We start from the raw sequence: 23,956 nt of genomic DNA, 5'->3' as shown, positions 1-23,956 counted from the left end.
AGAGTTTGAACGGCGCTACGCGCAAAGCGGCTCGTAAGTGTCTACAGAACTCTGGCCGGTCCACACCGCTATCCCACAGGCGCCGGGTTTTTCCCGTGGGCTTGGCTTTGTTGATCGCGACGCTGGTGAGTGGCATGTGGGGGCACTTTGAATAGTGACATCTGTGTTGCCCCCGATCTTGCCCCCAGTTGCCCCCGAATTTCAAGGTATCTGCCTGGACGCCGCTGGACAAAGAAAAAGGCCGGAACCCTTGGTATTGCTTGGGATTCCGGCCTTCTTGGAACGTCCGTAGACGTTGAGTTGGTGGAGGTGGCGGGAGTCGAACCCGCGTCCGAAGGCGCTTGACGCCCGGTACTACATGCTTAGCTCGCCGTTAGATCTCGTCCCGCGACAGCACAGCGTGCAAAGCGCATCGAAGGACCAGCCTGCTTGATTTAACCCTTACCGACAGGCGGCAGCTTCGGGCGATCTCGTGATAATGACCCTACATCCACGAGCACGAGCACAAGTGGGTTCGGGGCTAGGCCTTAAGCGGCCAGAGCGTAGTTGTCGTCGTTGGCAACTATAAGTTTGCGGCTGGATTAACGAGGAAAGCTGCCCCCTCGGCATGCACCAAGCTATCTCACTACCCCCGTCGAAGCCAGGACACCCCCGGGGAAAGATTGCATTGCTGACCCGGCAGTATATGGAGGCGCATGCACTTTCATCAAGGCCGCGCACGAGGTCGCTTCAACCTCTATGGTTGGCGCAGCGACCACCCAAGGAAACGGACATGCTGCGGATACGTCTGGCGGGGCAGGCGGATGCGGGGTTGATCACCGATCTGCGTTGCATGTTTCTGGATGAGCTGGGACAGCCGTTGGAGGACGGCTTCGCCGATCATCTGCGCAGTTGGGTCGAAGAGGCCTTGCAGGACGGGCGGCTGCAGGTGTGGCTGGCGGAGACGGAGGGGCGTGCGGTGGGCTGTGCCGCGGTCAATCCCTATCCGCACATGCCTTCGGCCCAGTATCCGGCGGGCTGGGGCTGGTATCTGCTGAATGTCTATGTGAAGCCGGCCAGCCGCAGGGCGGGCGTGGCCACGGCCTTGCTCGCGGCGGTGGGTGCCGCGGCGCGCGAGCAGGGCGTGGATGCCTTGAGCCTGCACTCGACAGCCGATGCGCATGGACTCTACGAGCGATTCGGGTTTCGCACGTCGGTGGATGCGATGCGCATGCCGCTGGCGTAAGCAGGCGCGCCTGCCGCTCAGGCCGCGCGGTTGTGCGCGCGCATGGTGCGCTGCTTCTCGCGTTGCCAGTCGCGATCCTTCTCGGCGTCGCGCTTGTCGTGGTCCTGTTTGCCCTTGGCCAGGCCGATTTCCACCTTCACCTTGTTGCCCTTCCAGTACAAGGCCATCGGGATGAGGGTGTAGCCCTTGCGCTCGACGGCGCCGACCAGCGTGTCGATCTCCGCGCGATGCAGCAGCAGCTTGCGCGTGCGGCGATCGTTCGCCACCACATGGGTGGAGGCGCTGATCAAGGGTGGAATGGAGGTACCGACCAGGAAGATCTCGCCCTTGAGCACGATGGCGTAGCTGTCGCCGAAGTTGATGCGGCCGGCGCGCAGCGACTTTACCTCCCAGCCTTGCAGCTCGAGGCCCGCCTCGAAGCGCTGGTCGATGTGGTACTCGTGGCGTGCGCGCTTGTTGAGCGCGATGGTGCCACCAGCGTGTTTGTCTTTGTCCTTAGCCTTGGCCATGTCCGCTAAACTTCGGGCTGTTTTGCCCTGATGATGATCCGGCCGAACGGGCCAGGATCCAGATGATTCCAAAAGAGGCTGATGTGATCGAAATCCGCCGCAGCGCCCTGGTGCGATATTCGCCGGCCCAGATGTTCGACCTGGTCAATGACGTCGAAGCATACCCAAAGCGTTTCCCCTGGTGTGTCGGCGCCGAGATTCTGGAGCGCGCTGAGGATGTGCTGGTGGCGCGCCTGGATCTCAAGTACGCCGGCTTCCGCCAGAGTTTTACCACCCGCAATACCACCGTGCGTCCCCAGCGGCTGCATATGAGCCTGGTCGATGGTCCTTTCCGCAGTCTCGACGGGCTGTGGGAGTTCATCGCGCTCGGCGACGCCGGTTGCAAGGTGTCCTTCGCGCTGGATTTCGACTACGCCGGCCGCCTCGGTGGCACCGCGCTCAAGCTTGGCTTCCAGGGCCTGGCCGGACGCATGGTCGACGATTTCTGCCGCGAGGCGGAGCGAGCCTATGGCTGACCGCATCACCGTCGAGGTGGTCTACGCCGGGCCCGATCGCCAGTTCACCTACCGGCTGAGCTTGCCCGCGGGCAGTACGGTGATGCAGGCGATCGAGGCATCGGGTTTGCAGCAGGACATGCCGGGCCTGCTGATCGATCCGTCCCGCCTCGGCATCTTCTCGCGCAAAGTGGCGCCGGATCATGGGCTGGACGAGGGTGACCGGGTGGAGATCTACCGGCCGCTCACGCTTGACCCCAAGGAGGCGCGCCGACGCCGGGCCCACGAGGGCTGACGCCGGCAAGTCATATCAGTGGCCGTCGTTGCCGCCGCCGTTGTCGCCGCCACCGTCCTTGCTGCTGGAGCCATCGGTGCTCTTGTCACCCTTGGTTTCGTCGACCGGATAGCTGGCGTGGTACTTCTTGGTGTCGTTCACCAGCTTCTGCGCGTCCTCGGCGAAGAAATCGCCTTCGGTGCGCACCAGCGCGTCATTGTTGAAGGTCAGGGTGAGCGTCCGAATCTTGAGTTCGCCACCACGGTGCTGCTGGGTGGAGACGTAATCCCACTGGTTCTGGTCGAACGGCGAATTCACCGAGGGAGAACCCAGCAGCACCAGAACCTGGCGCTTGGTCATGCCGGGCTGCAGCTGATCCACATTTTTCTTGTCGAGCAGGTTGCCCTGCTGCACGTCGGGGGTATAGATAAGGCGGCAGCTGGCCAGCGACATGGCCAGCATGGCAAAACCCAGCGTGCGAATCAGCTTGTGCATGCGTGTTGCGTCCGGATCGTAAAGGTGTCGGATGATACACTAACGGCCTCGTGGCGCCGTGTGCGTGGAGTTTGCTATGGAACAGGAAACCAAAGAACTACGCAAAGCCGGGCTGAAGGTCACGCACCCCCGCATGCGCATCCTGCAGATCTTCGAGGACGAGGAGGCCCACCACCTCACCGCCGAGGACATCTACAAGCGCCTGCTTGCCCACCAGGAAGACATCGGGCTGGCCACTGTCTACCGGGTTTTGACCCAGTTCGAGGCGGCCGGCATCGTCGTCAAGCACAACTTCGAGGGCGGCCAGGCCGTCTACGAGCTGGATCGCGGCAAGCATCATGACCACATGATCGATGTGGACAGCGGAAAGGTCATCGAGTTCGTCAGCGAGGAGATCGAGCGCCTGCAGCACGAAATCGCGGCCCGCCATGGCTACGTCATCGAGGATCACAGCCTGGTGCTGTACGTGCGGCCCAAGCATCGGGCCAAGTAAGCCCCGGGCGGCAGGCATCCAGGGCCGGCAGCGGGGACGCTGCCGGCCTTTTTCGTGGGCCGGCCCGGCATTCGCCCACAAAAAAAGCCGCGGATGGACTCCTGTCCATCCAGCGGCTGATCCGTTACCGGATGGCTCCAGAGAAGGCGAGTTGCTCGCGCTGCCTGGGTGTGCCACCGATTCCGGCGGAACGGCATCCTGCCGTTCTTCATGCCCACCGTCCCCACGGTTGGCATGGCTCACCATCTTGCGATGGTGGCTCCCCCACATCGATGGAATGAGACTAACGAAGCCTTTACAAGGCTGGTATCGGAAAATTTCCTATGTAACCGTTGTCAGGGGCGGGGGGCGTCCCCGGCGGCGGTGCTGCTTCGCAGCAAAATGCGCAGATGGACCCCGTGCGGTTCGGGGCGTACCCGGAACAGGCCGCCCAGCGAGGTGACCCGGTCGCGCATGCCCTGCATGCCCCGTCCGCCGCGCGGCATGCGCGCCGGCAAGCCGACGCCGTTGTCGCGGATATCGAGCAGCGCCAGCGCCACGCCCTGGCGCTCGCCGATGCGCAGGCGCAGCTGGAAAACATCGGCTTGCGCGTGCTTCACGGCATTGGTCGCGCTCTCCTGCACGAGGCGGTAGACCACCGTGCGCGTGTCGTCGTCGAGCAGGCGCGGATCGCCATGCAGCTCGGTGCGATAGGCGACGCCCGCGGCATTGAGCAAATCGCGAATAGGGCCTTCATCCAGGGCTCGCAGCAGGCCGAACTCATCCAGCACGGCCGGGCGCAGATCGTCGAGCAGGCGGTGCAGGGCGCGGCGCATATGGCCGAGGATGGCGTTGATCGAGACGCCGATGTCCTCCATGCCGGCCTGGCTCAAGCGTGCCTGCGCCAACTTCACGTGGGTCTGGATGGCGGTGAGGTTCTGGCCCAGTTCGTCGTGGAGTTCCGCCGCCATGTGGCGACGCTGGTTTTCCTCGGCCTGCAGGTTGCCGCGGGCGGCGTCGCGCAACTGCCGTGCCAGCTGGTCCAGGCGGCGGTTGACGGCGGCCAGGTACACATTCTGTTCGGCCACCCGTTCGCTGCTGCGCCGCAGCGCATCGGTGGCCGAACCGAGCATGAGGGCGCCGGTGCCGGCCACGGCCAGAAACAGTTCGCCGGCGGCTCCGGGGGCTCCGTGGCCGGAAACATGGTCCACCAGGGTCATGCCCAGGCTCGAAATCAGCATGGTCAGGCTGGCCCCGCGCCAGCCATGGCGGAAGGCGAAGAACAGTACCGGGGCCAGCGACAGCACGCGGGCAAACTGTGGTTGCGGGGCTTCATGCGAGGAAAGCACCAGCAGGATCGCCAGCGACGGCAGCAGTACCAGCAGGCCATCCATCAGCAGCCGGCCCAGCGCACGCCTGGCCATCCGGGCGCGCAACAGCATCACCAGCAGCGGCACCACCAGCAACACGCCGACATAGTTGCCCAGCAGGTCCTGGCCCAGCGCCTGCATCAGCAGGTCCGAGGTGGGCGTGGCATGCACCAGGGCCAGCAGCACGGCGTCGGTGGCGGTGGTGGCCGCCACAGTGAAGGCGGCCGACAGCAGCAGGCGTGCGACATCTTCCGGGTCGCGCAGGCTGGCGTGGAGATTGGCTCGCCGCATCAGCCATATACAGATCGCCACCACGATGGGCTCGGGAAACTCACCCAGCAAGAAGCCGAGCCAGCCCATCGGCAGCCCGTGCATCACGGCGATCAGGCCGGTGGCGGCGAACTCGGCACCCAGCAGCCACGGCCACATGCGCAAGGGCGCCAGCAGCAGCGCGCCGAAGCGCAGGCCATAGGGCAGCATCCAATACGGTTGCTCGGTGGGCCACAGCAGCAGCCAGAGCAGGAAATAGCCAACCCCCAGCAGCAGGTCGGTAGCGGGAAGCGTAGAAGATTTCGATCGCATGCCCGGGATGTTACATGGCGAGGTATGGGGGATAGGCGGCCCTGTCGCAGGCTGCTATACATGCAGGCATGTACAGCATTGTCCTGGTCGATGACCACGCCATCGTCCGCGAGGGGTTCAAGCGGCTGATCGAACTGGAACCGGATCTTGAGGTGGTTGCGGAGTGCCGCAGCGCCGACGATGCGGTGGAAGCGGTTGGCTCGCGGCGGCCCGATCTCGTGGCGCTCGATCTCTCGCTGCCCGATGGCAGCGGGTTGCCGCTGATCGAGCATTTGCGCAGCGTGGCGGCCGACACGCGCATCGTGGTGCTGAGCATGCACGATGGCGAGCCCTACGTTTCCGAGGCGTTGCGCCGCGGCGCTTCCGGCTACGTGACCAAGGGCGTGGCGCCCGAGGAATTGGTGGCCGGCCTGCGCGCGGTGATGCAGGGCGAGTGTTTTCTCAGCTCCGACTTGCGCAAGCGTCGTGCCGAGCGGCCAAGCGAGGGGCTCGACCCGATTCATCGCCTGACGGCGCGCGAACGCGAAGTGTTTCTGCTGCTGGCGGCCGGGCGCGCGCCCAAGCAGGTGGCGGGCGAGCTGGGCATTGGCCAGAAGACGGTCTACATCCACCGCGCCAGCCTGATGGGCAAGCTGGGGGCCGGGTCGGAGCTGGATCTTTACCGCATGGCCGCCGAGCGCGGACTGCTGCCGCGCAGGAATTGACCCGGTTCCCTAGGTTGTCCCCACCGTCATTCCGGCTTTCGCCGGAATGACGGATGAGAAAGGCCGAGTTGAGCCGGTGGCGCTGGCTTAAGCCTGCGCCCGCTCCAGCATCTGCTTCGCATGCGCCCGCGTCTCGCGGGTGATTTCCACGCCACCGAGCATGCGCGCCAGTTCGTCACGGCGGCCGGCGGCGTCGAGCTTCTCGATCTGGGTGCGGGTGGACTCGCCATCGCTGGCCTTGCTGACGCGCAGGTGGGCATGGCCCTGGGCCGCGACCTGCGGCAGATGGGTGACGCACAGCACCTGGCGCTGTCCGCCCAGGGCGCGCAGCTTCTGGCCCACCACTTCGGCTACCGCGCCGCCAATGCCGGTATCCACCTCGTCGAACACCATGGTGCCCACCGTGTCCTTGCCCAGCGTGGCTACCTCGATGGCCAGGCTGATGCGCGCCAGCTCGCCGCCGGAGGCCACCTTGCGCAACGGACGCGGCGGCTGGCCAGGGTTGGCGCTGACTAGCAGCTCGCAGCGCTCGCGGCCCTGCGGATCGGGCTCGTTGTCAGTGGAGGATTCCAGCTCCACCACCAGGCGGCCGCCGCTCATGCCCAGTTCCGTCATCAGCGCGCTGACCTCGCTGCCAAGCCGGGTGGCAGCGTCGTGGCGCGCCTGGCTGAGCGTGGTGGCGGTTTCGTCGTAGCGTTCCTGCAGGCGCTGGCGTTGGGTGGCGAGCTTTTCGAGGGCGTCGCCGGCGCCTTCCAGCTCGTCCAGCTCGGCGCGCAGCAGCGCCGCCTTGTCGTGCAGTTCCGTCACCGGCACGCGATGGCGGCGCGAAAGTTCATGCAGCCGGGTGAGGTGGGTGTCGACGTCGGCGTAGCGCTCCGGGTCGAGGTCGACGTCCAGGGCATAGCGGCCCAGGCCATCGGCGGCCTCGCTGAGCTGGATCGAGGCGTTGTCCAGCAGCTCCAGCCACGGCGCGAGCTTGTCGTCCAGGGCGGCCAGCTTGCTCATCTCCAGCTGGGCACGGCCCAGCGCGCGACGCAGGGCGAATTCGCTTTCGCCATCCAGCAGCTCGACCACGCCGCCGGCGCCTTCGGCGAGGCGGCCGGCATTGGCCAGGCGCTTGTGGCTGGCTTCCAGCTCGGTCAGCTCGGCCGGTGGCAGGGCCCACTTCTCCAGTTCGCCCAGTTCGTGGCTCAGCAGCTCGATGCGCTGTTCGCGATCGTCGCCACCGCTCAGCTTGCGGATGCGGGCGTCGAGGTCCCGCCATTGCTGGGCCAGCTCGCGGATCTGGCTCACCAGCGTTTCATTGCCCGCATAGGCATCCAGCAGTTCCAGCTGATGGGCGCGCGACAGCAGCGCCTGATGTTCGTGCTGACCGTGGATTTCCACCAGCAGCGTGGCCAGCTCGCCCAGTTGCCCGGCGCTGGCCGGGCGGCCGTTGATCCAGGCACGCGAGCTGCCTTCTGCGCGGATGACGCGGCGCAGCTGGCAGGTGTCCTCTTCGTCCAGTTCCTCGCGGCGCAGCCACTCGCGCGCTTCGGGCAGGTCGGACAGGTCGAACTCGGCGGTAAGCTCGGCGCGGTCGCTGCCGGCGCGCACCATGCCGCTGTCGGCGCGGGCGCCGGCCAGCAGCATCAGGGCATCCACCAGCAGGGACTTGCCGGCGCCGGTTTCGCCGCTGACCACGGTAAGGCCTGGGCCGAAGGCGATCTCGGCTTCTTCGACGACGGCGAAATGACGGACGTAGAGCGAGGTGAGCATGGTCTAGGGCACGTTGAAGTCGGTCGATTGTAGCGGCTGACCGGCGCGGCAAAACGCGTCGGGCTTGCGCGCAGGCTCGTCAGACCTTATTTGTTTGTTGTCTCACGGATTGCTACAGCATGCCTTCTTCCCAACTCGATGCCCGCGCGCGACGCCTGCTGCGCACATTGATTGCCCAATACCTGGCCGACGGCGAGCCGGTCGGGTCGCGCACGCTGTCGCGTTCCTCCGGCCTGGATGTGAGCCCGGCCACCATCCGCAACATCATGGCGGACCTGGAAGAGGCGGGCCTGGTCGCTTCGCCGCACACCTCGGCCGGCCGCGTGCCGACCCCGCGCGGGCTGCGCCTGTTCGTGGACAGCCTGATCGAACTGCAGCCGCTGCCGCTGGAGGAGATGGCCCGCCTGCGCCTGGAACTGCCGCCGGGGCCGACCACCACCCGCGACCTGCTCGGCAACGTCTCCACCCTGCTGTCGGCGATGACCCGCTTCGCCGGCGTGGTCACGGTGCCGCGCCAGGTGGACTTCCCGCTGCGCCATATCGATTTCGTGCCGCTGCCGGATGCCCGCGTGCTGGTGATCCTGGTGTTTTCCGACAACCAGGTGCAGAACCGCATCGTGCAGTTGGCCAAGCCGCTGGACGGCCGTGAGCTGGAGCTGGCCGCCAACTATCTCAACAGCCAGTTCGCCGGCCTGCGCCTGGACGATATCCGCGGCCATCTGCTGCGCGAACTGCGCGAGGCCAGCAGCGAGCTCAACCAGCTGTTGGCCAGCGCCGTGGAACTAGCCGCCGCCTCGTTTGCCCCGCCCACCGAAAGCGACGATGTGCTGGTCAGCGGCCAGACCAACCTGATGGGCTATTCCGAACTGGCCAACCTGGAACGCCTGCGCGAGCTGTTCGAGGCTTTCCAGAAGAAGAACGAGCTGCTGCAATTGATGGAAGTCTGCGCCAAGGCGCCGGGGGTGCGGCTGTTCATTGGCGAAGAATCGGGGTTTGCCGCGCTGGACGGGTGCAGCGTAGTGACCGCCAGTTATGGCGCCCAGGGGCGGGTATTGGGGGCGGTGGGCGTGATCGGTCCCACCCGCATGGCCTACGAAAGGGTCATCCCGGTGGTCCAGGCCACGGCCGGATTGCTTAGTGATGCCTTGAATCGCGCCGCGACGACCCTATAACGCGCCTCGGGAGGCGGGTTCAGCCCGCAAGTTTGTTGACGGTTGGTGCCTCGCGCGCCAGCCATGGATAAGGCTTGGAGTAACACATGCAGAGCAATGACCCAACGACGTCCAACGAGGCGCGGGGCGAGTCGCCCAACGCGGAGCTGGAGGCACTCAAGGCGCGCGTCGCCGAACTCGAGGCTGGCAATGCCGAGCTGCGTGAAACCGTGCTGCGCGAAAAGGCCGAGATCGAGAACCAGCGCCGACGCCTGCACCGCGACGTGGAGCAGGCTCGCCGCTTCGCCAACGAAAAGCTGTTGAACGAGCTGCTGCCGGTGTACGACGGCCTCGAGCGCGGCCTGCAGGTGGAAAGTGGCGACGTCGCCAGCGTGCGCGAGGGCATTGCGCTCACGCTCAAGTCGTTGCTGAAGATTGCCGAGAACAACGGCCTGGTCCAGGTCGACCCGGTGGGGCAGCCGCTGGACCCGGAGAAGCATCACGCGGTGAGCATGGTGGAGGCACCCGGCGCTGCCCCCAACACCGTCGTGAGCGTGTTGCAGAAAGGCTATGTGTTGAATGATCGGCTGTTGCGTCCTGCGCTGGTGGCGGTCGCCAAGGAGTAATGCCTTGCTGCAAGCCGAGGACGCCTGAACCGCGTCCCCTTTGGGCAACGACAGCAAGGGGTGGTTGGTCTTGCCGGTATTGAGATGCCAGGCAGTGGGCCCCATCTGGAAACCATTCGCGGCCGCGTCGCCGCATCAAGTATTGAGGGAGCTAAAGACATGGGCAAAATCATTGGTATCGACCTGGGCACGACCAACTCTTGCGTGGCCGTGATGGATGGCAACACCGCCAAGGTCATCGAAAACTCGGAAGGCGATCGCACCACGCCGTCCATCGTCGCTTTCACCAAGGACGGCGAAGTGCTGGTGGGCGCGCCGGCCAAGCGCCAGAGCGTGACCAACCCCAAGAACACCTTCTACGCGGTGAAGCGCCTGATCGGCCGCAAGTTCACCGACGCGGAAGTGCAGAAAGACCTGCACATCGTGCCCTACGGCATCGTCGCGCATGACAACGGCGACGCCTGGGTGGAGACGGCCGACGGCAAGAAGATGGCGCCGCAGGAGATCTCGGCCAAGGTCCTCATGAAGATGAAGAAGACCGCCGAGGACTATCTCGGTGAGCCGGTCACGGAAGCCGTGATCACGGTGCCGGCCTACTTCAACGACAGCCAGCGCCAGGCCACCAAGGACGCCGGCCGCATCGCGGGCCTGGACGTCAAGCGCATCATCAACGAGCCGACCGCGGCCGCGCTGGCCTATGGCCTGGACAAGAAGGGCGGCGACCGCAAGGTGGCCGTGTATGACCTCGGCGGCGGCACCTTCGACGTGTCGATCATCGAGATCGCCGAAGTCGACGGCGAGAAGCAGTTCGAAGTGCTGGCCACCAACGGCGACACCTTCCTGGGTGGCGAAGACTTCGACATGCGCGTCATCGATTACCTGGTCGAGGAATTCAAGAAAGACCAGGGCATGGACCTGCGCAAGGATCCGCTGGCGCTGCAGCGTCTGAAGGACGCCGCCGAGCGCGCGAAGATCGAGCTGTCGTCCAGCCACCAGACCGAAGTGAACCTGCCGTACATCACGGCCGACGCTTCCGGTCCGAAGCATCTCAACATCAAGCTCACCCGCGCCAAGCTCGAGGCGCTGGTGGAAGACCTGATCAAGCGCACCATCGAGCCGTGCCGCACCGCGTTGAACGACGCCGGCCTGCGCGTGTCCGACATCAACGAGGTCATCCTCGTCGGTGGCCAGACCCGCATGCCCAAGGTGCAGGAGTCGGTGAAGGACTTCTTCGGCAAGGAGCCGCGCAAGGACGTCAACCCGGACGAGGCCGTCGCTGTCGGCGCCGCGATCCAGGGCGGCGTGCTGGGCGGCACCGTCAAGGACGTGCTGCTGCTGGACGTGACCCCGCTGTCGCTCGGCATCGAGACGATGGGCGGCGTGATGACCAAGCTGATCGAGAAGAACACCACCGTGCCGACCAAGGCCTCGCAGGTGTTCTCCACCGCCGACGACAACCAGACCGCCGTGACCGTGCACGTGCTGCAAGGCGAGCGTGAGCGTGCCAGCGCCAACAAGTCGCTGGGCAAGTTCGACCTGCAGGGCATCGAGCCGGCGCCGCGCGGCATGCCGCAGATCGAGGTCACTTTCGACATCGACGCCAATGGCATCCTGCACGTGTCGGCCAAGGACAAGAAGACCGGCAAGGAACAGAAAATCGAGATCAAGGCCGGTTCGGGCCTGTCCGAAGACGAGATCAACCGCATGGTGGCCGACGCCGAGGCCAACAAGGAAGACGACCGCAAGTTCCACGAACTGGTGGGCACCCGCAACAAGGCCGACCAGCTGGTGCATGCCACCCGCAGCGCGCTGAAGGATCACGGCGGCAAGGTGCCGGCCGATCAGCTCAGCACGATCGAAGGCGCACTGTCCGATCTGGAAAAGGTCAAGGACAGCGACGACAAGGGCGTCATCGAGTCCAAGATCGAGAAGCTCGAGCAGGTCGCGCAGGCGCTGTACGCCGCGGCCCAGGGCGGTGGCGCACAGGCGGATGCCGGTGCCCACGCGGGGGCGCAGCAGGGCCCGGCAGGCCACGACGACGTGGTCGATGCCGAGTTCACTGAAGTCAAGGACGACAAGAAGTAATATTGGCCGGTCGGCGCTGCCGATCTGACGCAGCCCGCGCCCAGGCTCTCAACCTAGGCGCGGGCTGCTTGCTGAGGAGACATGGATCGCTCGATTCATGTGCAAGAGAGAGCGGTCCATGCCGGATGCAACAATGAGCAAGCGTGATTACTACGAAATTCTGGGCGTCGAGCGTACCGTCACGGAAGTCGAGCTGAAAAAGTCTTTCCGTCGACTGGCGATGAAATATCACCCGGACCGCTGCCCGGACGATCCGCATGCGCAGGAGAAATTCAAGGAGGCCAAGGAGGCCTACGAAGTGCTGTCGGATCCCCAGAAGCGTGCGCTGTACGACCAGCACGGCCATGCCGCCTTCGAGCATGGCATGGGCGGCCGCGGCGGTGCCGGTTTCGGCGACATGGGCGATATCTTCGGCGACATTTTTGGCGACATCTTCGGTGGTGGCGCGCGTGGTCGTGCCCGCCGCGGTTCGGACCTGCGCTACATCATGGAGCTGGACCTCGAGGAAGCCGTGTTTGGCGTCGAGCGGAAGTTCGAGATCCCCACCCAGGTGAACTGCCACCATTGCAACGGCTCGGGTTCGGCCGACGGCAAGACGGTGGCCTGCAAGACCTGCCATGGCCATGGCCGCGTGCGCATGCAGAATGGCATCTTCTCCATCCAGCAGGCCTGCCCGCATTGCGGTGGCTCCGGCCAGGCGATCGAGAATCCCTGCAAGGCATGCGATGGCGAGGGGCGCCTGGAAGAAACCCGCATGCTGTCGGTGAACATTCCCGCCGGCGTCGACAATGGCGACCGCATCCGGCTGGCCGGGCAGGGCGAGGCGGGTCCCGCCGGCGCGGAAGCGGGCGATCTGTACGTCGAAGTACGCGTGCGCGAGCACGCCATTTTCCAGCGCGACGGCAACGACCTCCATTGCGAGCTGCCGATCCGTTTCTCGCAGGCGGCGCTGGGCGCGGAACTGCAGGTGCCCACGCTGGACGGCGAGGTGTCCATCAGCATTCCCGCGGAAACGCAGACCGGCCAGTTGTTCCGCCTGCGCGGACGCGGCGTGAAGTCGGTGCGCAGCAGCCGTACCGGTGACCTGATCTGCCGCGTGGTGGTGGAAACGCCGGTGCGCCTGACCAAGCAGCAGCGTGAGCTGTTCGAGCAGCTTGAGGCCACGTTCGCCAACGGCGAGGCCGACAAGCACACGCCGCGCGCCAAGTCGTGGGTCGATGGCGTCAAGCAGTTCTGGTCGCGCGTCACCTCGTAAGTCCATGCGCTCCTTCCGCAGGGAAGGAGCGCCGCTTTTCGCGTTCGCAGGTGTACGGCGTGGGTGGCTGACGGTAGCATCGCGTCTTCCGTCTTTGCCGCCGTCCCCGGAAGGAGCCCACGCATGAGCCACCCCGTTCGCCTCGCCATCAATGGCGCTACTGGTCGTATGGGGCAGGCCCTGCTTGGACTGGTCAAGGGGGACGCCCGCTTTGTGCTGGTGACCGCCATCACCGGGCCGAATTCGCCGCAGCTGGGGCGCCCGATATACCCGGGCGAGGATGGTTTGCGCTTCACCCACGAATGGCCCGCCGCCGATGCGTTGGACGTGGTCATTGATTTCAGCGGCCCGGCCGGGCTGGCGGGCGCACTGACCTATTGCGAGTCGTATGGTGCGGCACTGGTGACCGGCACCACCGGCCTGGATGCCAGCTTTGCGCCTCGCCTGGCCGCATCGGCACGACGCATTGCGCTGCTGCGCGCGGCCAATTTCAGCCTGGGTGTGGCGGTGCTGACGCGCCTGCTGCGCGAAGCCGCCGCCGCACTCCCTCAATGGGACCTCGATATCATCGAGGCGCACCACAACCGCAAGGAAGATGCGCCATCGGGCACGGCCCTGGCGCTGGGCGAAGCGGCCGCCGCTGCGCGCGGCACCTCGTTGGGCGAGAGCGCGGTGTATGCCCGCGAAGGCCGTACCGGCCCGCGAGAGCACGGCACCATCGGCTTCGCCGTGGTGCGCGGCGGCGACATCGTCGGCGAGCATGTGGCGCTCTTGATGGGGCAGGGTGAACGGGTGGAGCTGGGGCATCGCGCGACCGACCGCTCCATCTTTGCGCGCGGTGCGCTGGAGGCGGCGCACTGGATCAGTGGGCGGCCCGCGGGCCCCTATGACCTGGACGCGATGCTGACGGATCGCTGCGTACACTAACGACTTCCGGCGGCGGCGCTTCACGCTGCGCCATCTTGGCGTGCCGATGGCACGCCGAATGAGGGAAGGCCATGAGCCAGCCGCTCGACGACCATTTCGTCCATCGCCGGCGCAACCGCCCTGAAGGGCCGGTGCCGGTGGATGTCATTTCCGTGCAGTCGCAACTGGTGTACGGCCATGCCGGCAACAGTGCCGCCGTGCCACCGCTGCGCCAGTGGGGCCTGCGCGTGGCCGAGGTACCGACGACGCTGCTCAGCAATACGCCTTTCTACGGCACCCTGCGTGGCAGGGTGCTGCCTTCCGACTGGTTCGGTGACCTGCTGCAAGGAGTGCGCGAACGTGATCTGCACCGGCGCGCGAGGGTACTGCTTTCGGGATATCTGGGCAGTATCGACAATGGCCACCGGTTCGCCGACTGGGTCGCAGGGGTAATGGCAGAAGCGCCGCAACTGCGTTTCTGCCTCGATCCGGTCATGGGTGATACGCATACCGGCCCCTATGTCGAACCGGGTCTTGAAACCGTGTTCCGCGAGCGGCTGCTGCCGCAGGCTTGGCTGCTGTCACCCAATGCCTTCGAATTGGAGCGTCTTAGTGGCTTGCCTGCGGTGACCGAGGCGGACGGCCTCGCCGCTGCACGTGCATTGCTTGCACAGGGGCCGGCCTGGATCATCACGCATAGTCTCCGCAATGCCGCTGGCGAACTGGTGACGTTGGCGGTGGGGCGTGATGAGGCGTGGAAAGTGACCTCGCCCGAGCTGCCCATCGACCCGGACGGCCCCGGTGACGTACTGACGGCCTTGCTGGTCGCGAGCCTGCTGGCGGGCGAAGCGATGCCGCGGGCGCTGGAAAGGGCCGTAGCCGGCGTGCATGCCGCGCTGGAGTCGACCCTGGCAAACCAGTACGAAGAGCTGGATATCACCGTCGCGGTGCCGGCGGCGCAGCGCGATGGCGCTCCGCGGTTCGCCGCGCAGAAGGCCTGATGGGGCTTCGTCATCCCGGTATGCACCGGGATAACGCGCACGGTCTCGGCTTGCCCGGCCACCCCATCGCCATTAACATGCCGCCCGTTGTCATTGGGGAGTAGCCATCCTCACCCCGCCGCAAGCCCCTCGGGTTTGCGATTCCAGAGGAATCCGCGTCAACAGACTTGAGGCTTCGGCTTCATGGCGCGGATGGTCACCGATGCCGTCAGGTGTCGGCAGCCCGGCGAGACCTTTGGCCGCGACGCGCTCACCCTGGCCGGGCGAGCTCGCGTCGTCGCGCCAATGGTTTTCCGCTCGCCCGGCCATGGAAAAAGCATGCTTACCGTGTTGTTGTTCCTGCTGTCGGCCGGCGCGATCTATGTTGCCTGCGAGTATTTCGTCAACGGCGTCGAGTGGTTCGGCCAGAAGTTGAACCTGGGCGCCACCGCCACGGGCACCATTCTCGCTGCGTTTGGCACCGCTCTCCCGGAGAGCGCGGTGACGTTCGTGGCTGTCATCCTCGGCAAGACACCTGAGCAAAGGGATATCGGTGTCGGTGCGGCGCTGGGTGGCCCGCTGGTCCTCGCCACCATCGCTTACGCCGTGGTCGGCGTAGCGCTATGGGCCCATCGCCGTCGCCTGCAGCGTGCCGATCATGCCGTGCGCGTCGAGTACGGCCGCCTAGCGCGTGACCAATCGTGGTTCCTCGCCATCTTCGTGGTGAAGTGCGGGCTGGGCCTGGTCGCCTTTGCCTTCAAGCCGTGGCTGGGCGTGCTGTTTCTGCTGGCCTATGGCCTTTACGTATGGCGTGAGCTGAAGTCATCCGATACGGCGCCGGAAGAGGAGGAGCTTGAGCCGCTGAAGTTCCAGCCGAAAGCTGTCGAGCCGTCGTTGTGGTGGGTTGCCCTGCAGACGACGCTGGCATTGGTGGTGATCGCCTTCGCCTCGCATACCTTCGTCAAGCAGATCGAGGCCATTGGCGTGGCGTTGCAGTTGTCGCCGCATCTCGTCGCGCTGGTGCTCAGCCCCGTCGCGACTGAGCTGCCTGAAACCATGAACGCGCTGATCTGGGTGCGCCAGGGCAAGGAGCGCCTGGCGCTGGCCAACATCTCCGGCGCCATGATGATCCAGGCGACCATTCCCAGTTCGCTTGCCCTGTTCGCGACGCCGTGGTTGTTCGATCCGCCGCTGATGGTCGCCGGCGTGCTTACGGGCGTGGCCGTGATCTACCTGTGGTGGCTGTTTCGCCGGGGGCGCGTGGATGCGCGCTGGCTGGTGCCGGTGGGATTGCTCTATGGGGTGTTCGCCGTTTTCGTGGCCTGGCACTTCTACGCGGCTTGACCGTTTCTGCCCATGAGCCTGCGTTGATGAAGGCGCCAGATCAGCGGATACGCGACGATGATCAGCAAGGGCGAGGATAGGCCATTCCACGCTGTCAGCCGGATCGTGTGTCGTAGCTGGTCGGCGTCGTCGCCAGGATTCCAGGTGAAGGCGAAGGTCAGTGAGGCGGTAAGGACGGCCGCGACCACCAGCGAGAGCATCAGCCAACTAGCGGGCACTGCAGCCCGCATGTCATGCATGAAGCGCTGGCGGGCAGGCCATGCGGCTGCGGCCAGCAACAGCAATCCCGCCACGCTGCTGATGTATTGCAACAGGTTGGCGCTGGAAATGGTGGCATGGCCGATCCGGAATAGCGGTTGCCCCAACGCGGGCAGGTAGACGCCAAGACCGTAGTTGGCATGCGTGCAGCCATCCCATGCCAGATGCGTGAGAGCGCCGATGGTCAGCGCGAGCATCACGCGCCATAAGGCCGGCATAGGCTGTGGCCTGCCTTCGACCATGCCGGCCGCCGCCCACAAGGGACGCCACCATCGCCATAGCAACCAGCCCACCGGCAGGCAGAACAGCGGCAGGCTGATCAGGTGATGGCTGGGCAGCGGCCACTGCTTGCGCAGTACCGGCAGAAAGTAGTGGAGGTCAGGCATCACGCTGCCAATGGCTAGTGCCGCAAACGCATCGGCACTGCAGCGACGCCGCAACGGCAGGACGGCGGCGACATGGCTCAGGGTGAATGGCATGGCGGATCACAGAGGTCGATGCCGCGTCACTCTGTGCGTGGATCAGGCCATGCCCATGGCTGAAAAGTGGCGGTCAGAGGCTGGGCCAGGGCCGCGCCAAGGCCGTGCCGCTTCAGGATTGGCCTAGTCTTGCCAACTCCGACCGTGCGGCCTTCAGCCAGGATTGCTCCTTGCGTCGGTAGTAGCCGGGCATCAGTTTGGCCCGGTTGAGCAACGATTCCAGTACGGCACGCGCTTCGGCCTGGCGCTGGCGCCGGGCAAGCAGGGTGGCATAACGATAGCGGCCCTCTTCGCCGGGATAGCTGTCGGCCAGCGCGCGATACTCTTCCAGGGCTGAGTCGTACTCGCCTAGCTCTTCCAGGCTGCGCGCGTAGAGCAAATGCCCCTCGCTTGACTTGTAAGCCGGGCTGGCCTTGATCAACGCATCCAGTGTGGCCCGCGTGGCAGCGAAGTCGCCCAGTCCGGCTTGTGCGTGGGCCAGGCCGAGCATGAAGTCGGGTTCGGTCGCATACATGCCGGTGAGCAGGCCCTGGTATAGCTCGCGCGCGTTGTCGTAATCGCCCAGCTTGAGGCTTTCGTCGGCAAGCCGGCGCCGGTTCTCCACGGTGTTGCTGAGTTCGAGCTGGCGCTGCAGTTCGCGCTTGCGCCGCTGCGGATCGATGGCGTGCAAGGCCTTGCTGGCCGCCTTGCGTCCGCGCGGGTCGTGGCGAAAGTCGGGGATGACGGCCACCAGCAGATACACCGCCACGGCGAGATAAGAGCCGATCAGGATCAGCCAGATCCAGTACAGCGGGCGACCGCTGCGCACGACGTGAACCGCGCAGGCGATCTGCAGGGCGATGGAAAGCAGGAGAACGAATGGCATGCCTAATCCTTGGATGCAATGTCGGCCTGAACGCCCGGCCTGGCCGGGCGGCGCAGGCTCAGTCCTTGTGGGCGGCGTTACGGTCGCGGCCGGCGCCCAGTTTGCGGTCGAGCGAGCCGAACAGTTTCTTGAACGCGCGGGAGAACTTGCCGCGCTTGGTCTTGCGCAGCTTCTCCTCTTCGCTGGTGAGCCAGGCCACCTGGATGACCCTGCGCTCGCCTTCATAGGGCAGGTGGCCATGGAAGGAGTTGTCGCAGCGCTTGAACACGGCGAATTCGCCATACAGCGGCTTGAGCTCGGGGGCGACCAGGCTGTCGATATTGTCGATGCTGCCCAGGAAGCGCAGACAGCCGTCGCTGGTATCGGGCCACATGGGGTTGAGATAGAGCAGGGCCGTGGCGACCTTGGACTTGCTGTCGGTATGGATGGTGCCGTGGCGCTTGTTCAGCAAGCGGCACAGGGTGATCAGGGTGGGATATTGGCCGAGATTCGCTATCCCCAGCCGCTTGCCGATGGCGCTGGCGAACTCCGCCGAGCTCAATTGCTGCACCAGGGTGTTGATCGACGGGCCACAGTCGCTGGGGTCGTAGGGGAAGAAGCCTGCGCTGGTATAGCGCGGGAAATCCCGCTCCAGCTCGCTGCGCGCCTCGTCCGGCAGTTGCCCGTGCGCTACCAGGAACGGAAACGGCTCCAGCCGTACATCCGTATCCGGTCGGTCGAGACGGGCGGGATCGAGCAGCGCGGCTAAGTTCATGGATGTCCGGTCATGGGCTGGGCGGCGCTAGTGTACAGCCCGAATCCGCTGTCGTTGAGCGCCAGTTGATGTCGGTGTTCAGCTGTTTTTGGTGGACAGAAAGGGCCCTTGCACCTATCATTTCGACCCGCCCTGAAACATTCCTCGACTAAGGTCCACAAGCCTGCTTAGTGCGGCTTGCGGACCTTGCTGCACCTAAAAGGCGGACTTTCCCATGCCTATCCCCGCATTGCTTGCCCTCGAAGACGGCAGCGTGTTCCACGGCCACGCCGTGGGCGCGACTGGTGAAACCGTCGGCGAGGTGGTTTTCAACACCGCCATGACCGGTTACCAGGAGATCCTCACCGATCCCTCGTACAGCCGGCAGATCGTCACCCTGACGTACCCCCATATCGGCAACACCGGCGTCAATGTCGAGGACGCCGAGTCCGAGACGGTGCATGCCGCCGGCCTGATCGTGCGCGACGTGCCGCGTCGCGCCAGCAACTGGCGCAGCACCGAAAGCCTGCCCGATTACCTCAAGCGCCACGGCATCGTGGCCATTGCCGGCATCGACACGCGCCGCCTCACCCGCATCCTGCGCGACAAGGGCGCACTGTCCGGCTGCATCGTGGCTGGCGAAACGGTGGATGCCGAGGCTGCGCTGGCCAAGGCGCGCGCATTCCCCGGACTCAATGGCATGGACCTGGCCAAGGTGGTCAGCGTCGGCGAGTCGTACGGTTGGAGCGAGGGCGTCTACGACCTTGACCGCACGGCCTTCAATCAGCCGTCCAAACGCTTCAAGGTCGTGGCCTACGACTTTGGCGTGAAGCACAATATCCTGCGCCTGCTTGCCGAGCAGGGCTGCGACATCACCGTGGTGCCGGCGCAGACCCCGGCCGCCGAGGTGCTGGCGCTGAAGCCCGATGGCGTGTTCCTCTCCAATGGCCCCGGCGACCCGGCGGCCTGCGATTACGCCATCGAAGCCACCAAGCAGTTCCTCGACGCGAAGATCCCGCTGTTCGGCATCTGCCTGGGCCACCAGATCATGGGCCTGGCGGTGGGCGCCAAGACGCTGAAGATGAAGTTCGGCCATCACGGCGCGAACCATCCGGTGAAGGATCTGGACGACGGCCGTGTATTGATCACTTCGCAGAACCACGGCTTCGCGGTCGACCCGGCCACGCTGCCGGCGAACGTGCGCGTCACCCACACCTCGCTGTTCGACGGTTCGCTGCAGGGCTTCGCGCTCACCGATCGCCCGGCGTTCTGCTTCCAGGGTCACCCGGAAGCAAGCCCCGGCCCGCACGACATCGGCTACCTGTTTGACCGTTTTGCCGCCCTGATGCAGGAGGCCCGCACGCATGGCTAAGCGCACCGATATCAAGAGCATCCTCATCATTGGCGCTGGCCCGATCGTGATCGGCCAGGCCTGCGAGTTCGACTACTCCGGCGCGCAGGCCTGCAAGGCGCTGAAGGAAGAGGGTTACCGGGTCATCCTGGTCAATTCCAACCCCGCCACCATCATGACCGACCCGGAGACGGCCGACGCCGTCTACATCGAGCCGATCAACTGGCAGACGGTGGAGCGCATCATCGCCAAGGAGCGCCCGGATGCGGTGCTGCCGACGATGGGCGGCCAGACCGGCCTCAACTGCGCGCTCGACCTGGCCGACAACGGCGTGCTGGAGAAGTACAACGTCGAGCTGATCGGCGCCTCGCGCGAAGCCATCCGCATGGCCGAGGACCGTGAGCTGTTCCGCGTCGCCATGGCCGAGATCGGCCTGGAATGCCCCAAGGCCGAAGTGGTGCGCACCTTCGAGCAGGCGCTGCTGACCCAGGCCAAGGTGGGTTACCCCACCATCATCCGCCCCAGCTTCACGCTCGGCGGTTCCGGCGGCGGCATCGCCTACAACCGCGAAGAGTTCGAGGAGATCGTCAAGCGCGGCCTGGAACTGTCGCCGGTGGGCGAGGTGCTGGTCGAGGAATCCGTGCTCGGCTGGAAGGAATTCGAGATGGAAGTGGTCCGCGACAAGGCGGACAACTGCATCATCGTGTGCTCGATCGAAAACCTCGATCCGATGGGCGTGCATACCGGCGACTCGATCACCGTGGCGCCGGCGCAGACGCTCACCGACAAGGAATACCAGCGCCTGCGCGATGCCTCCATCGCGGTGCTGCGCAAGATCGGCGTGGATACCGGCGGCTCCAACGTGCAGTTCGGCATCAATGCCGAGAACGGTCGCGTGGTGGTCATCGAGATGAACCCGCGCGTGTCGCGTTCGTCGGCGCTGGCCTCCAAGGCCACCGGCTTCCCGATCGCCAAGATCGCCGCCAAGCTGGCCGTGGGCTATACGCTGGACGAGCTGAAGAACGACATCACCGGCGGTCTCACCCCGGCCTCGTTCGAGCCGACCATCGACTACGTGGTCACCAAGATCCCGCGCTTCGCGTTCGAGAAATTCCCGTCGGCCGATGCCCGCCTCACCACCCAGATGAAGTCGGTGGGCGAGGTGATGGCGATGGGCCGCACCTTCCACGAATCGCTGCAGAAGGCGTTGCGTGGCCTGGAGATCGGCAAGACCGGCCTCAACCCGACCGGGCTGGATCTCAGCACCGAGGAAGGCATCGCCGCGCTCAAGCGCGAGCTGCGCGAGCCGCGTCCGGATCGTGTGTTCCATCTGGCCGATGCGTTCCGCGCCGGTCTCACGCTGGACGAGGTGTATAGCCTCAGCCGCGTCGACCCCTGGTTCCTCGCCGCGTTCGAGGACATCGTGCTGACCGAGAAGGACGTGCAGGCGCAGGGCGTCACCGCGCTCGACGCCGCACGCATGCGCGAACTCAAGCGCATGGGCTTCGCCGATGCTCGCCTGGCCGAACTTATCGGCTCGGACGAGAGCGCCGTGCGCCACCTGCGTCGTACCCTGGGCGTGCGTCCGGTGTACAAGCGCGTGGATTCCTGTGCGGCCGAGTTCGCCACTACCACGGCCTACATGTATTCGACCTACGAGGAAGAGTGCGAGGCGAACCCGACCGACCGCGACAAGATCATCGTGCTTGGCGGCGGTCCGAACCGCATTGGCCAGGGCATCGAGTTCGACTACTGCTGCGTGCACGCGGCACTCGCCCTGCGCGAGGATGGTTTCGAAACCATTATGGTCAACTGCAACCCGGAAACCGTCTCGACCGACTATGACACCTCCGATCGCCTGTACTTCGAGCCGCTCACGCTTGAGGACGTGCTGGAGATCATCGATCTTGAAAAGCCCAAGGGCGTGATCGTGCAGTACGGCGGCCAGACCCCGCTGAAGCTGGCGCGTGCGCTGGAAGCCGCTGGGGCGCCGGTGATCGGCACCAGCCCGGACAGCATCGACCTGGCGGAAGATCGCGAGCGCTTCCAGCAGATGATCGAGAAGATCGGCCTGAAGCAGCCGCCGAACCGCACCGCGCGCAACGCGGACGAGGCGCTGGCGCTGGCACGCGAGATCGGCTACCCGCTGGTGGTGCGTCCGAGCTACGTGCTGGGTGGCCGCGCGATGGAAATCGTCTACGGCGATGCCGACCTCACGCGCTACATCCGCGAGGCGGTGCAGGTGTCCAACGATTCGCCGGTGCTGCTGGACCGCTTCCTCGACCACGCGGTTGAAGTGGATGTGGACATCATTGCCGACGCCGAAGGCAACGTGCTGGTGGGCGGCATCATGGAGCACATCGAGGAAGCCGGAGTGCACTCGGGCGACTCGTCGTGCTCGCTGCCGCCGTACTCGCTGACCCAGGAAGTGCAGGACGAGATGCGCCGCCAGGTGGCCCTGATGGCCAAGGAGCTGAAGGTCATCGGCCTGATGAACACCCAGTTCGCCATCCAGGGCGACACCGTGTTCATCCTCGAGGTGAACCCGCGCGCCTCGCGCACGGTGCCGTTCGTGTCCAAGGCCACCGGCGTGCCGCTGGCCAAGATCGCCGCGCGCGCCATGGCCGGTCGCTCGCTGATCGCCCAGGGCACCACGCGCGAAGTGATCCCCGAGTACTACTCGGTGAAGGAAGCGATCTTCCCGTTCCTGAAGTTCCAGAACGTCGATCCCATCCTTGGCCCCGAAATGCGCTCCACCGGCGAGGTGATGGGCGTGGGCCGCAGCTTCGGCGCCGCGTTCGCACGCGGCCACGATGCCGCCGGCATCAAGACGCCGCCCAAGGGCAAGGTATTCGTGTCGGTGCGCGATGCCGACAAGGATCGCCTGCTGCCGGTGGCGCGCGAAGTGCTGGAGCGCGGTTTCAGCCTGGTCGCCACCGAAGGCACGGCCGCCTACCTGGGCTCGCATGGCGTGGCCTGCGAGCGCATCAACAAGGTGATCGAAGGCCGTCCGCACATCGTCGACCTGATCAAGAACGGCGAAATCGTCTATATCGTCAACACGACCGAGGGCAAGCAGGCGATCGCCGACTCGTTCTCGATCCGACGCGAGGCCTTGCAGCAGCGCGTCACGTACTCCACCACGGTGGCAGGCGCGCGTGCGCTGGTGCATTCGCTCGATTTCCATGGCGACGGCTCCGTGCACAGCCTGCAGGAACTGCATAAGGAATTGAAGGCATGAGTCGAGCTCCCATCACCAAGGCGGGTTCAGAGCGTCTTCGCGGCGAGCTGGAGAAGCTTAAGTCGTCCGATCGGCCGCGCATCATCGCGGCCATCGCGGAGGCGCGCGCCCACGGCGATCTGAAGGAAAACGCCGAGTATCACGCGGCGCGTGAGCAGCAGAGTTTCATCGAGGGGCGCATCGCCGAGCTGGAAGCGGCGCTGTCCACGGCCGAAGTGATCGACGTCAGCCGCCTTGCCGCCGGTACCCGCGTGGTGTTCGGTGCGATAGTGGACCTGGAAGAAGAGGAAACCGGCGAAGCCGTGACCTACCAGATCGTGGGTGACCTGGAAGCGGACATCAAGCAGCGGCTTATCGCGGTGTCTTCGCCGATCGCGCGAGCCCTGATCGGCAAGAGCGAAGGCGACAGCTTCGAGTTCAAGGCGCCCAATGGGGTCAAGCGCTACGAGATCACCGGCGTCCGCTACGCCTGATCTTGCCTTGCTTGGGCGGGAGCGCACAGGGTGCGCTCCCGCATCCGGCAACGCCGGCACGTATCCGAGGCAACAAAAAAGGGCCGCTTTCGCGGCCCTTCTTCGTGACTAGTCGCAGCTGACAGATCAGCGCTGACGAGCCTTGAAACGCGGATTGCTCTTGCAGATCACGAACACTTTGCCGCGACGGCGCACAACCTTGCAGTCACGGTGCCGCTGCTTGGCGGACTTCAAAGAGGAAAGCACCTTCACGGCCAGCTCCTGAAACTAAAGAAAGAAAAAATACAAGAACGGAATTGTAACCGGCAGAATGGCTTGACACAAGT

23 protein-coding genes, 1 other RNA gene and 1 riboswitch are annotated in these 23,956 nt (G+C 65.3%); of the genes, 15 read left to right on the top strand and 9 right to left on the bottom strand.

Translation table 11 applies throughout. The annotated features are described in order from the left end of the window. Nucleotides 1-301: 301 nt before the first annotated feature. Nucleotides 302-653: a transfer-messenger RNA gene (gene ssrA, locus MJ606_RS17980) on the bottom strand. 119 nt (nucleotides 654-772) lie between these two features. Between ssrA and MJ606_RS17975 the strand changes: the two genes are divergently transcribed. Next, a complete protein-coding gene (locus MJ606_RS17975; RefSeq protein ID WP_243050928.1) occupies nucleotides 773-1,225 on the top strand; it encodes a GNAT family N-acetyltransferase in 453 nt (150 codons plus the stop codon). A gap of 17 nt (nucleotides 1,226-1,242) precedes the next feature. On the opposite strand, the gene smpB is transcribed toward MJ606_RS17975, so the two are convergent. Further along, a complete protein-coding gene (smpB, locus tag MJ606_RS17970) occupies nucleotides 1,243-1,734 on the bottom strand; it encodes an SsrA-binding protein SmpB (RefSeq protein ID WP_243050927.1) in 492 nt (163 codons plus the stop codon). A gap of 83 nt (nucleotides 1,735-1,817) precedes the next feature. Here smpB and MJ606_RS17965 point away from each other — a divergent pair, with 83 nt between their 5' ends. Both MJ606_RS17965 and MJ606_RS17960 read left to right on the top strand, forming a co-directional pair. Continuing rightward, nucleotides 1,818-2,249: a type II toxin-antitoxin system RatA family toxin gene (locus tag MJ606_RS17965; RefSeq protein WP_243050932.1), complete on the top strand. Its 432-nt coding sequence runs from the start codon at nucleotides 1,818-1,820 to the stop codon at nucleotides 2,247-2,249. Further along, the gene (locus MJ606_RS17960) at nucleotides 2,242-2,523 is read left to right on the top strand and encodes an RnfH family protein (RefSeq protein ID WP_243050926.1); all 282 of its coding nucleotides are present in this window, start codon (nucleotides 2,242-2,244) and stop codon (nucleotides 2,521-2,523) included. The genes MJ606_RS17965 and MJ606_RS17960 overlap by 8 nt, the downstream gene beginning before the upstream one ends. A gap of 15 nt (nucleotides 2,524-2,538) precedes the next feature. Here MJ606_RS17960 and bamE read toward each other — a convergent pair whose 3' ends face one another. After that, nucleotides 2,539-2,997 (bottom strand): outer membrane protein assembly factor BamE, encoded by a 459-nt coding sequence (gene bamE / locus MJ606_RS17955; protein ID WP_243050925.1) that lies wholly within the window; start codon nucleotides 2,995-2,997, stop codon nucleotides 2,539-2,541. 76 nt (nucleotides 2,998-3,073) lie between these two features. Here bamE and fur point away from each other — a divergent pair, with 76 nt between their 5' ends. Beyond that, nucleotides 3,074-3,490, top strand: a complete 417-nt coding sequence (gene fur / locus MJ606_RS17950; protein WP_243050924.1) for a ferric iron uptake transcriptional regulator — start codon at nucleotides 3,074-3,076, stop codon at nucleotides 3,488-3,490. 335 nt (nucleotides 3,491-3,825) lie between these two features. Here the strand turns inward: fur and MJ606_RS17945 are convergent, their stop codons facing one another. After that, nucleotides 3,826-5,421, bottom strand: coding sequence for an MASE1 domain-containing protein (locus MJ606_RS17945; RefSeq protein ID WP_243050923.1), 1,596 nt, complete (start codon nucleotides 5,419-5,421; stop codon nucleotides 3,826-3,828). Between the two features lie 68 nt (nucleotides 5,422-5,489). Here MJ606_RS17945 and MJ606_RS17940 point away from each other — a divergent pair, with 68 nt between their 5' ends. Next, nucleotides 5,490-6,125: a response regulator transcription factor gene (locus MJ606_RS17940; RefSeq protein WP_243050922.1), complete on the top strand. Its 636-nt coding sequence runs from the start codon at nucleotides 5,490-5,492 to the stop codon at nucleotides 6,123-6,125. An 87-nt stretch (nucleotides 6,126-6,212) separates the two neighbouring features. On the opposite strand, the gene recN is transcribed toward MJ606_RS17940, so the two are convergent. Continuing rightward, complete coding sequence (recN, locus tag MJ606_RS17935) at nucleotides 6,213-7,883, bottom strand: DNA repair protein RecN (protein ID WP_243050921.1); 1,671 nt, start codon at nucleotides 7,881-7,883, stop codon at nucleotides 6,213-6,215. Nucleotides 7,884-8,002: 119 nt separating this feature from the next. Between recN and hrcA the strand changes: the two genes are divergently transcribed. The 7 genes from hrcA to MJ606_RS17900 all read left to right on the top strand — a co-directional run bounded on the left by hrcA (nucleotide 8,003) and on the right by MJ606_RS17900 (nucleotide 16,230). Further along, nucleotides 8,003-9,055, top strand: a complete 1,053-nt coding sequence (gene hrcA, locus MJ606_RS17930) for a heat-inducible transcriptional repressor HrcA (RefSeq protein WP_243050920.1) — start codon at nucleotides 8,003-8,005, stop codon at nucleotides 9,053-9,055. A gap of 86 nt (nucleotides 9,056-9,141) precedes the next feature. Further along, nucleotides 9,142-9,660, top strand: a complete 519-nt coding sequence (gene grpE, locus MJ606_RS17925) for a nucleotide exchange factor GrpE (RefSeq protein WP_243050919.1) — start codon at nucleotides 9,142-9,144, stop codon at nucleotides 9,658-9,660. A gap of 159 nt (nucleotides 9,661-9,819) precedes the next feature. Next, nucleotides 9,820-11,745 carry a molecular chaperone DnaK gene (dnaK, locus tag MJ606_RS17920; protein WP_243050918.1) on the top strand — a complete coding sequence of 642 codons (1,926 nt, stop codon included), beginning with the start codon at nucleotides 9,820-9,822 and terminating at the stop codon, nucleotides 11,743-11,745. A gap of 133 nt (nucleotides 11,746-11,878) precedes the next feature. Next, on the top strand, nucleotides 11,879-13,000 hold the full coding sequence (gene dnaJ, locus MJ606_RS17915) for a molecular chaperone DnaJ (RefSeq protein ID WP_243050917.1): 1,122 nt from the start codon (nucleotides 11,879-11,881) through the stop codon (nucleotides 12,998-13,000). Nucleotides 13,001-13,123: 123 nt separating this feature from the next. Next, nucleotides 13,124-13,927: a 4-hydroxy-tetrahydrodipicolinate reductase gene (gene dapB, locus MJ606_RS17910; RefSeq protein WP_243050916.1), complete on the top strand. Its 804-nt coding sequence runs from the start codon at nucleotides 13,124-13,126 to the stop codon at nucleotides 13,925-13,927. 71 nt (nucleotides 13,928-13,998) lie between these two features. Further along, the gene (gene pdxY / locus MJ606_RS17905; protein WP_243050915.1) at nucleotides 13,999-14,907 is read left to right on the top strand and encodes a pyridoxal kinase; all 909 of its coding nucleotides are present in this window, start codon (nucleotides 13,999-14,001) and stop codon (nucleotides 14,905-14,907) included. 83 nt (nucleotides 14,908-14,990) lie between these two features. Further along, nucleotides 14,991-15,141, top strand: a riboswitch (yybP-ykoY riboswitch). 84 nt (nucleotides 15,142-15,225) lie between these two features. Continuing rightward, nucleotides 15,226-16,230 (top strand): sodium:calcium antiporter, encoded by a 1,005-nt coding sequence (locus MJ606_RS17900; RefSeq protein WP_243050914.1) that lies wholly within the window; start codon nucleotides 15,226-15,228, stop codon nucleotides 16,228-16,230. Here MJ606_RS17900 and MJ606_RS17895 read toward each other — a convergent pair. The 3 genes from MJ606_RS17895 to MJ606_RS17885 form a co-directional block, all read right to left on the bottom strand. Beyond that, a complete protein-coding gene (locus MJ606_RS17895; RefSeq protein WP_243050913.1) occupies nucleotides 16,218-16,967 on the bottom strand; it encodes a DUF4184 family protein in 750 nt (249 codons plus the stop codon). The two genes, MJ606_RS17900 and MJ606_RS17895, sit on opposite strands and share 13 nt — an antisense overlap. Nucleotides 16,968-17,079: 112 nt before the next feature. Then, on the bottom strand, nucleotides 17,080-17,832 hold the full coding sequence (locus tag MJ606_RS17890; protein ID WP_243050912.1) for a tetratricopeptide repeat protein: 753 nt from the start codon (nucleotides 17,830-17,832) through the stop codon (nucleotides 17,080-17,082). Nucleotides 17,833-17,890: 58 nt separating this feature from the next. Then, nucleotides 17,891-18,586, bottom strand: a complete 696-nt coding sequence (locus tag MJ606_RS17885) for a 2OG-Fe(II) oxygenase (RefSeq protein WP_243050911.1) — start codon at nucleotides 18,584-18,586, stop codon at nucleotides 17,891-17,893. Nucleotides 18,587-18,800: 214 nt separating this feature from the next. Between MJ606_RS17885 and carA the strand changes: the two genes are divergently transcribed. Genes carA through greA form a run of 3 tightly spaced genes read left to right on the top strand, consistent with a single transcriptional unit; the run spans nucleotide 18,801 to nucleotide 23,630 of the window. Further along, nucleotides 18,801-19,937, top strand: a complete 1,137-nt coding sequence (gene carA / locus MJ606_RS17880; protein ID WP_243050910.1) for a glutamine-hydrolyzing carbamoyl-phosphate synthase small subunit — start codon at nucleotides 18,801-18,803, stop codon at nucleotides 19,935-19,937. Beyond that, the gene (gene carB, locus MJ606_RS17875; RefSeq protein WP_243050909.1) at nucleotides 19,930-23,157 is read left to right on the top strand and encodes a carbamoyl-phosphate synthase large subunit; all 3,228 of its coding nucleotides are present in this window, start codon (nucleotides 19,930-19,932) and stop codon (nucleotides 23,155-23,157) included. The genes carA and carB overlap by 8 nt, the downstream gene beginning before the upstream one ends. Next, nucleotides 23,154-23,630: a transcription elongation factor GreA gene (gene greA, locus MJ606_RS17870; protein WP_243050908.1), complete on the top strand. Its 477-nt coding sequence runs from the start codon at nucleotides 23,154-23,156 to the stop codon at nucleotides 23,628-23,630. Before carB ends, greA begins: the two co-directional genes overlap by 4 nt. Nucleotides 23,631-23,756: 126 nt before the next feature. Here greA and ykgO read toward each other — a convergent pair whose 3' ends face one another. Beyond that, nucleotides 23,757-23,882, bottom strand: a complete 126-nt coding sequence (gene ykgO / locus MJ606_RS17865) for a type B 50S ribosomal protein L36 (protein WP_008215056.1) — start codon at nucleotides 23,880-23,882, stop codon at nucleotides 23,757-23,759. Nucleotides 23,883-23,956: the final 74 nt, after the last annotated feature.

This window comes from Dyella sp. RRB7 (genome assembly GCF_022761115.1).
Lineage (GTDB): Bacteria > Pseudomonadota > Gammaproteobacteria > Xanthomonadales > Rhodanobacteraceae > Dyella.
This window is presented reverse-complemented; position numbering and strand designations above follow the sequence as displayed.

Bases quoted from the DNA above. Each gene is read 5' to 3' on its own strand.
- MJ606_RS17975 (WP_243050928.1), top strand. From the start codon at position 773: ATGCTGCGGATACGTCTGGCGGGGCAGGCGGATGCGGGGTTGATCACC.
- smpB (WP_243050927.1), bottom strand. From the start codon at position 1,734: ATGGCCAAGGCTAAGGACAAAGACAAACACGCTGGTGGCACCATCGCG.
- MJ606_RS17960 (WP_243050926.1), top strand. From the start codon at position 2,242: ATGGCTGACCGCATCACCGTCGAGGTGGTCTACGCCGGGCCCGATCGC.
- bamE (WP_243050925.1), bottom strand. From the start codon at position 2,997: ATGCACAAGCTGATTCGCACGCTGGGTTTTGCCATGCTGGCCATGTCG.
- fur (WP_243050924.1), top strand. From the start codon at position 3,074: ATGGAACAGGAAACCAAAGAACTACGCAAAGCCGGGCTGAAGGTCACG.
- MJ606_RS17945 (WP_243050923.1), bottom strand. From the start codon at position 5,421: ATGCGATCGAAATCTTCTACGCTTCCCGCTACCGACCTGCTGCTGGGG.
- MJ606_RS17940 (WP_243050922.1), top strand. From the start codon at position 5,490: ATGTACAGCATTGTCCTGGTCGATGACCACGCCATCGTCCGCGAGGGG.
- recN (WP_243050921.1), bottom strand. From the start codon at position 7,883: ATGCTCACCTCGCTCTACGTCCGTCATTTCGCCGTCGTCGAAGAAGCC.
- hrcA (WP_243050920.1), top strand. From the start codon at position 8,003: ATGCCTTCTTCCCAACTCGATGCCCGCGCGCGACGCCTGCTGCGCACA.
- grpE (WP_243050919.1), top strand. From the start codon at position 9,142: ATGCAGAGCAATGACCCAACGACGTCCAACGAGGCGCGGGGCGAGTCG.
- dnaK (WP_243050918.1), top strand. From the start codon at position 9,820: ATGGGCAAAATCATTGGTATCGACCTGGGCACGACCAACTCTTGCGTG.
- dnaJ (WP_243050917.1), top strand. From the start codon at position 11,879: ATGAGCAAGCGTGATTACTACGAAATTCTGGGCGTCGAGCGTACCGTC.
- dapB (WP_243050916.1), top strand. From the start codon at position 13,124: ATGAGCCACCCCGTTCGCCTCGCCATCAATGGCGCTACTGGTCGTATG.
- pdxY (WP_243050915.1), top strand. From the start codon at position 13,999: ATGAGCCAGCCGCTCGACGACCATTTCGTCCATCGCCGGCGCAACCGC.
- MJ606_RS17900 (WP_243050914.1), top strand. From the start codon at position 15,226: ATGCTTACCGTGTTGTTGTTCCTGCTGTCGGCCGGCGCGATCTATGTT.
- MJ606_RS17895 (WP_243050913.1), bottom strand. From the start codon at position 16,967: ATGCCATTCACCCTGAGCCATGTCGCCGCCGTCCTGCCGTTGCGGCGT.
- MJ606_RS17890 (WP_243050912.1), bottom strand. From the start codon at position 17,832: ATGCCATTCGTTCTCCTGCTTTCCATCGCCCTGCAGATCGCCTGCGCG.
- MJ606_RS17885 (WP_243050911.1), bottom strand. From the start codon at position 18,586: ATGAACTTAGCCGCGCTGCTCGATCCCGCCCGTCTCGACCGACCGGAT.
- carA (WP_243050910.1), top strand. From the start codon at position 18,801: ATGCCTATCCCCGCATTGCTTGCCCTCGAAGACGGCAGCGTGTTCCAC.
- carB (WP_243050909.1), top strand. From the start codon at position 19,930: ATGGCTAAGCGCACCGATATCAAGAGCATCCTCATCATTGGCGCTGGC.
- greA (WP_243050908.1), top strand. From the start codon at position 23,154: ATGAGTCGAGCTCCCATCACCAAGGCGGGTTCAGAGCGTCTTCGCGGC.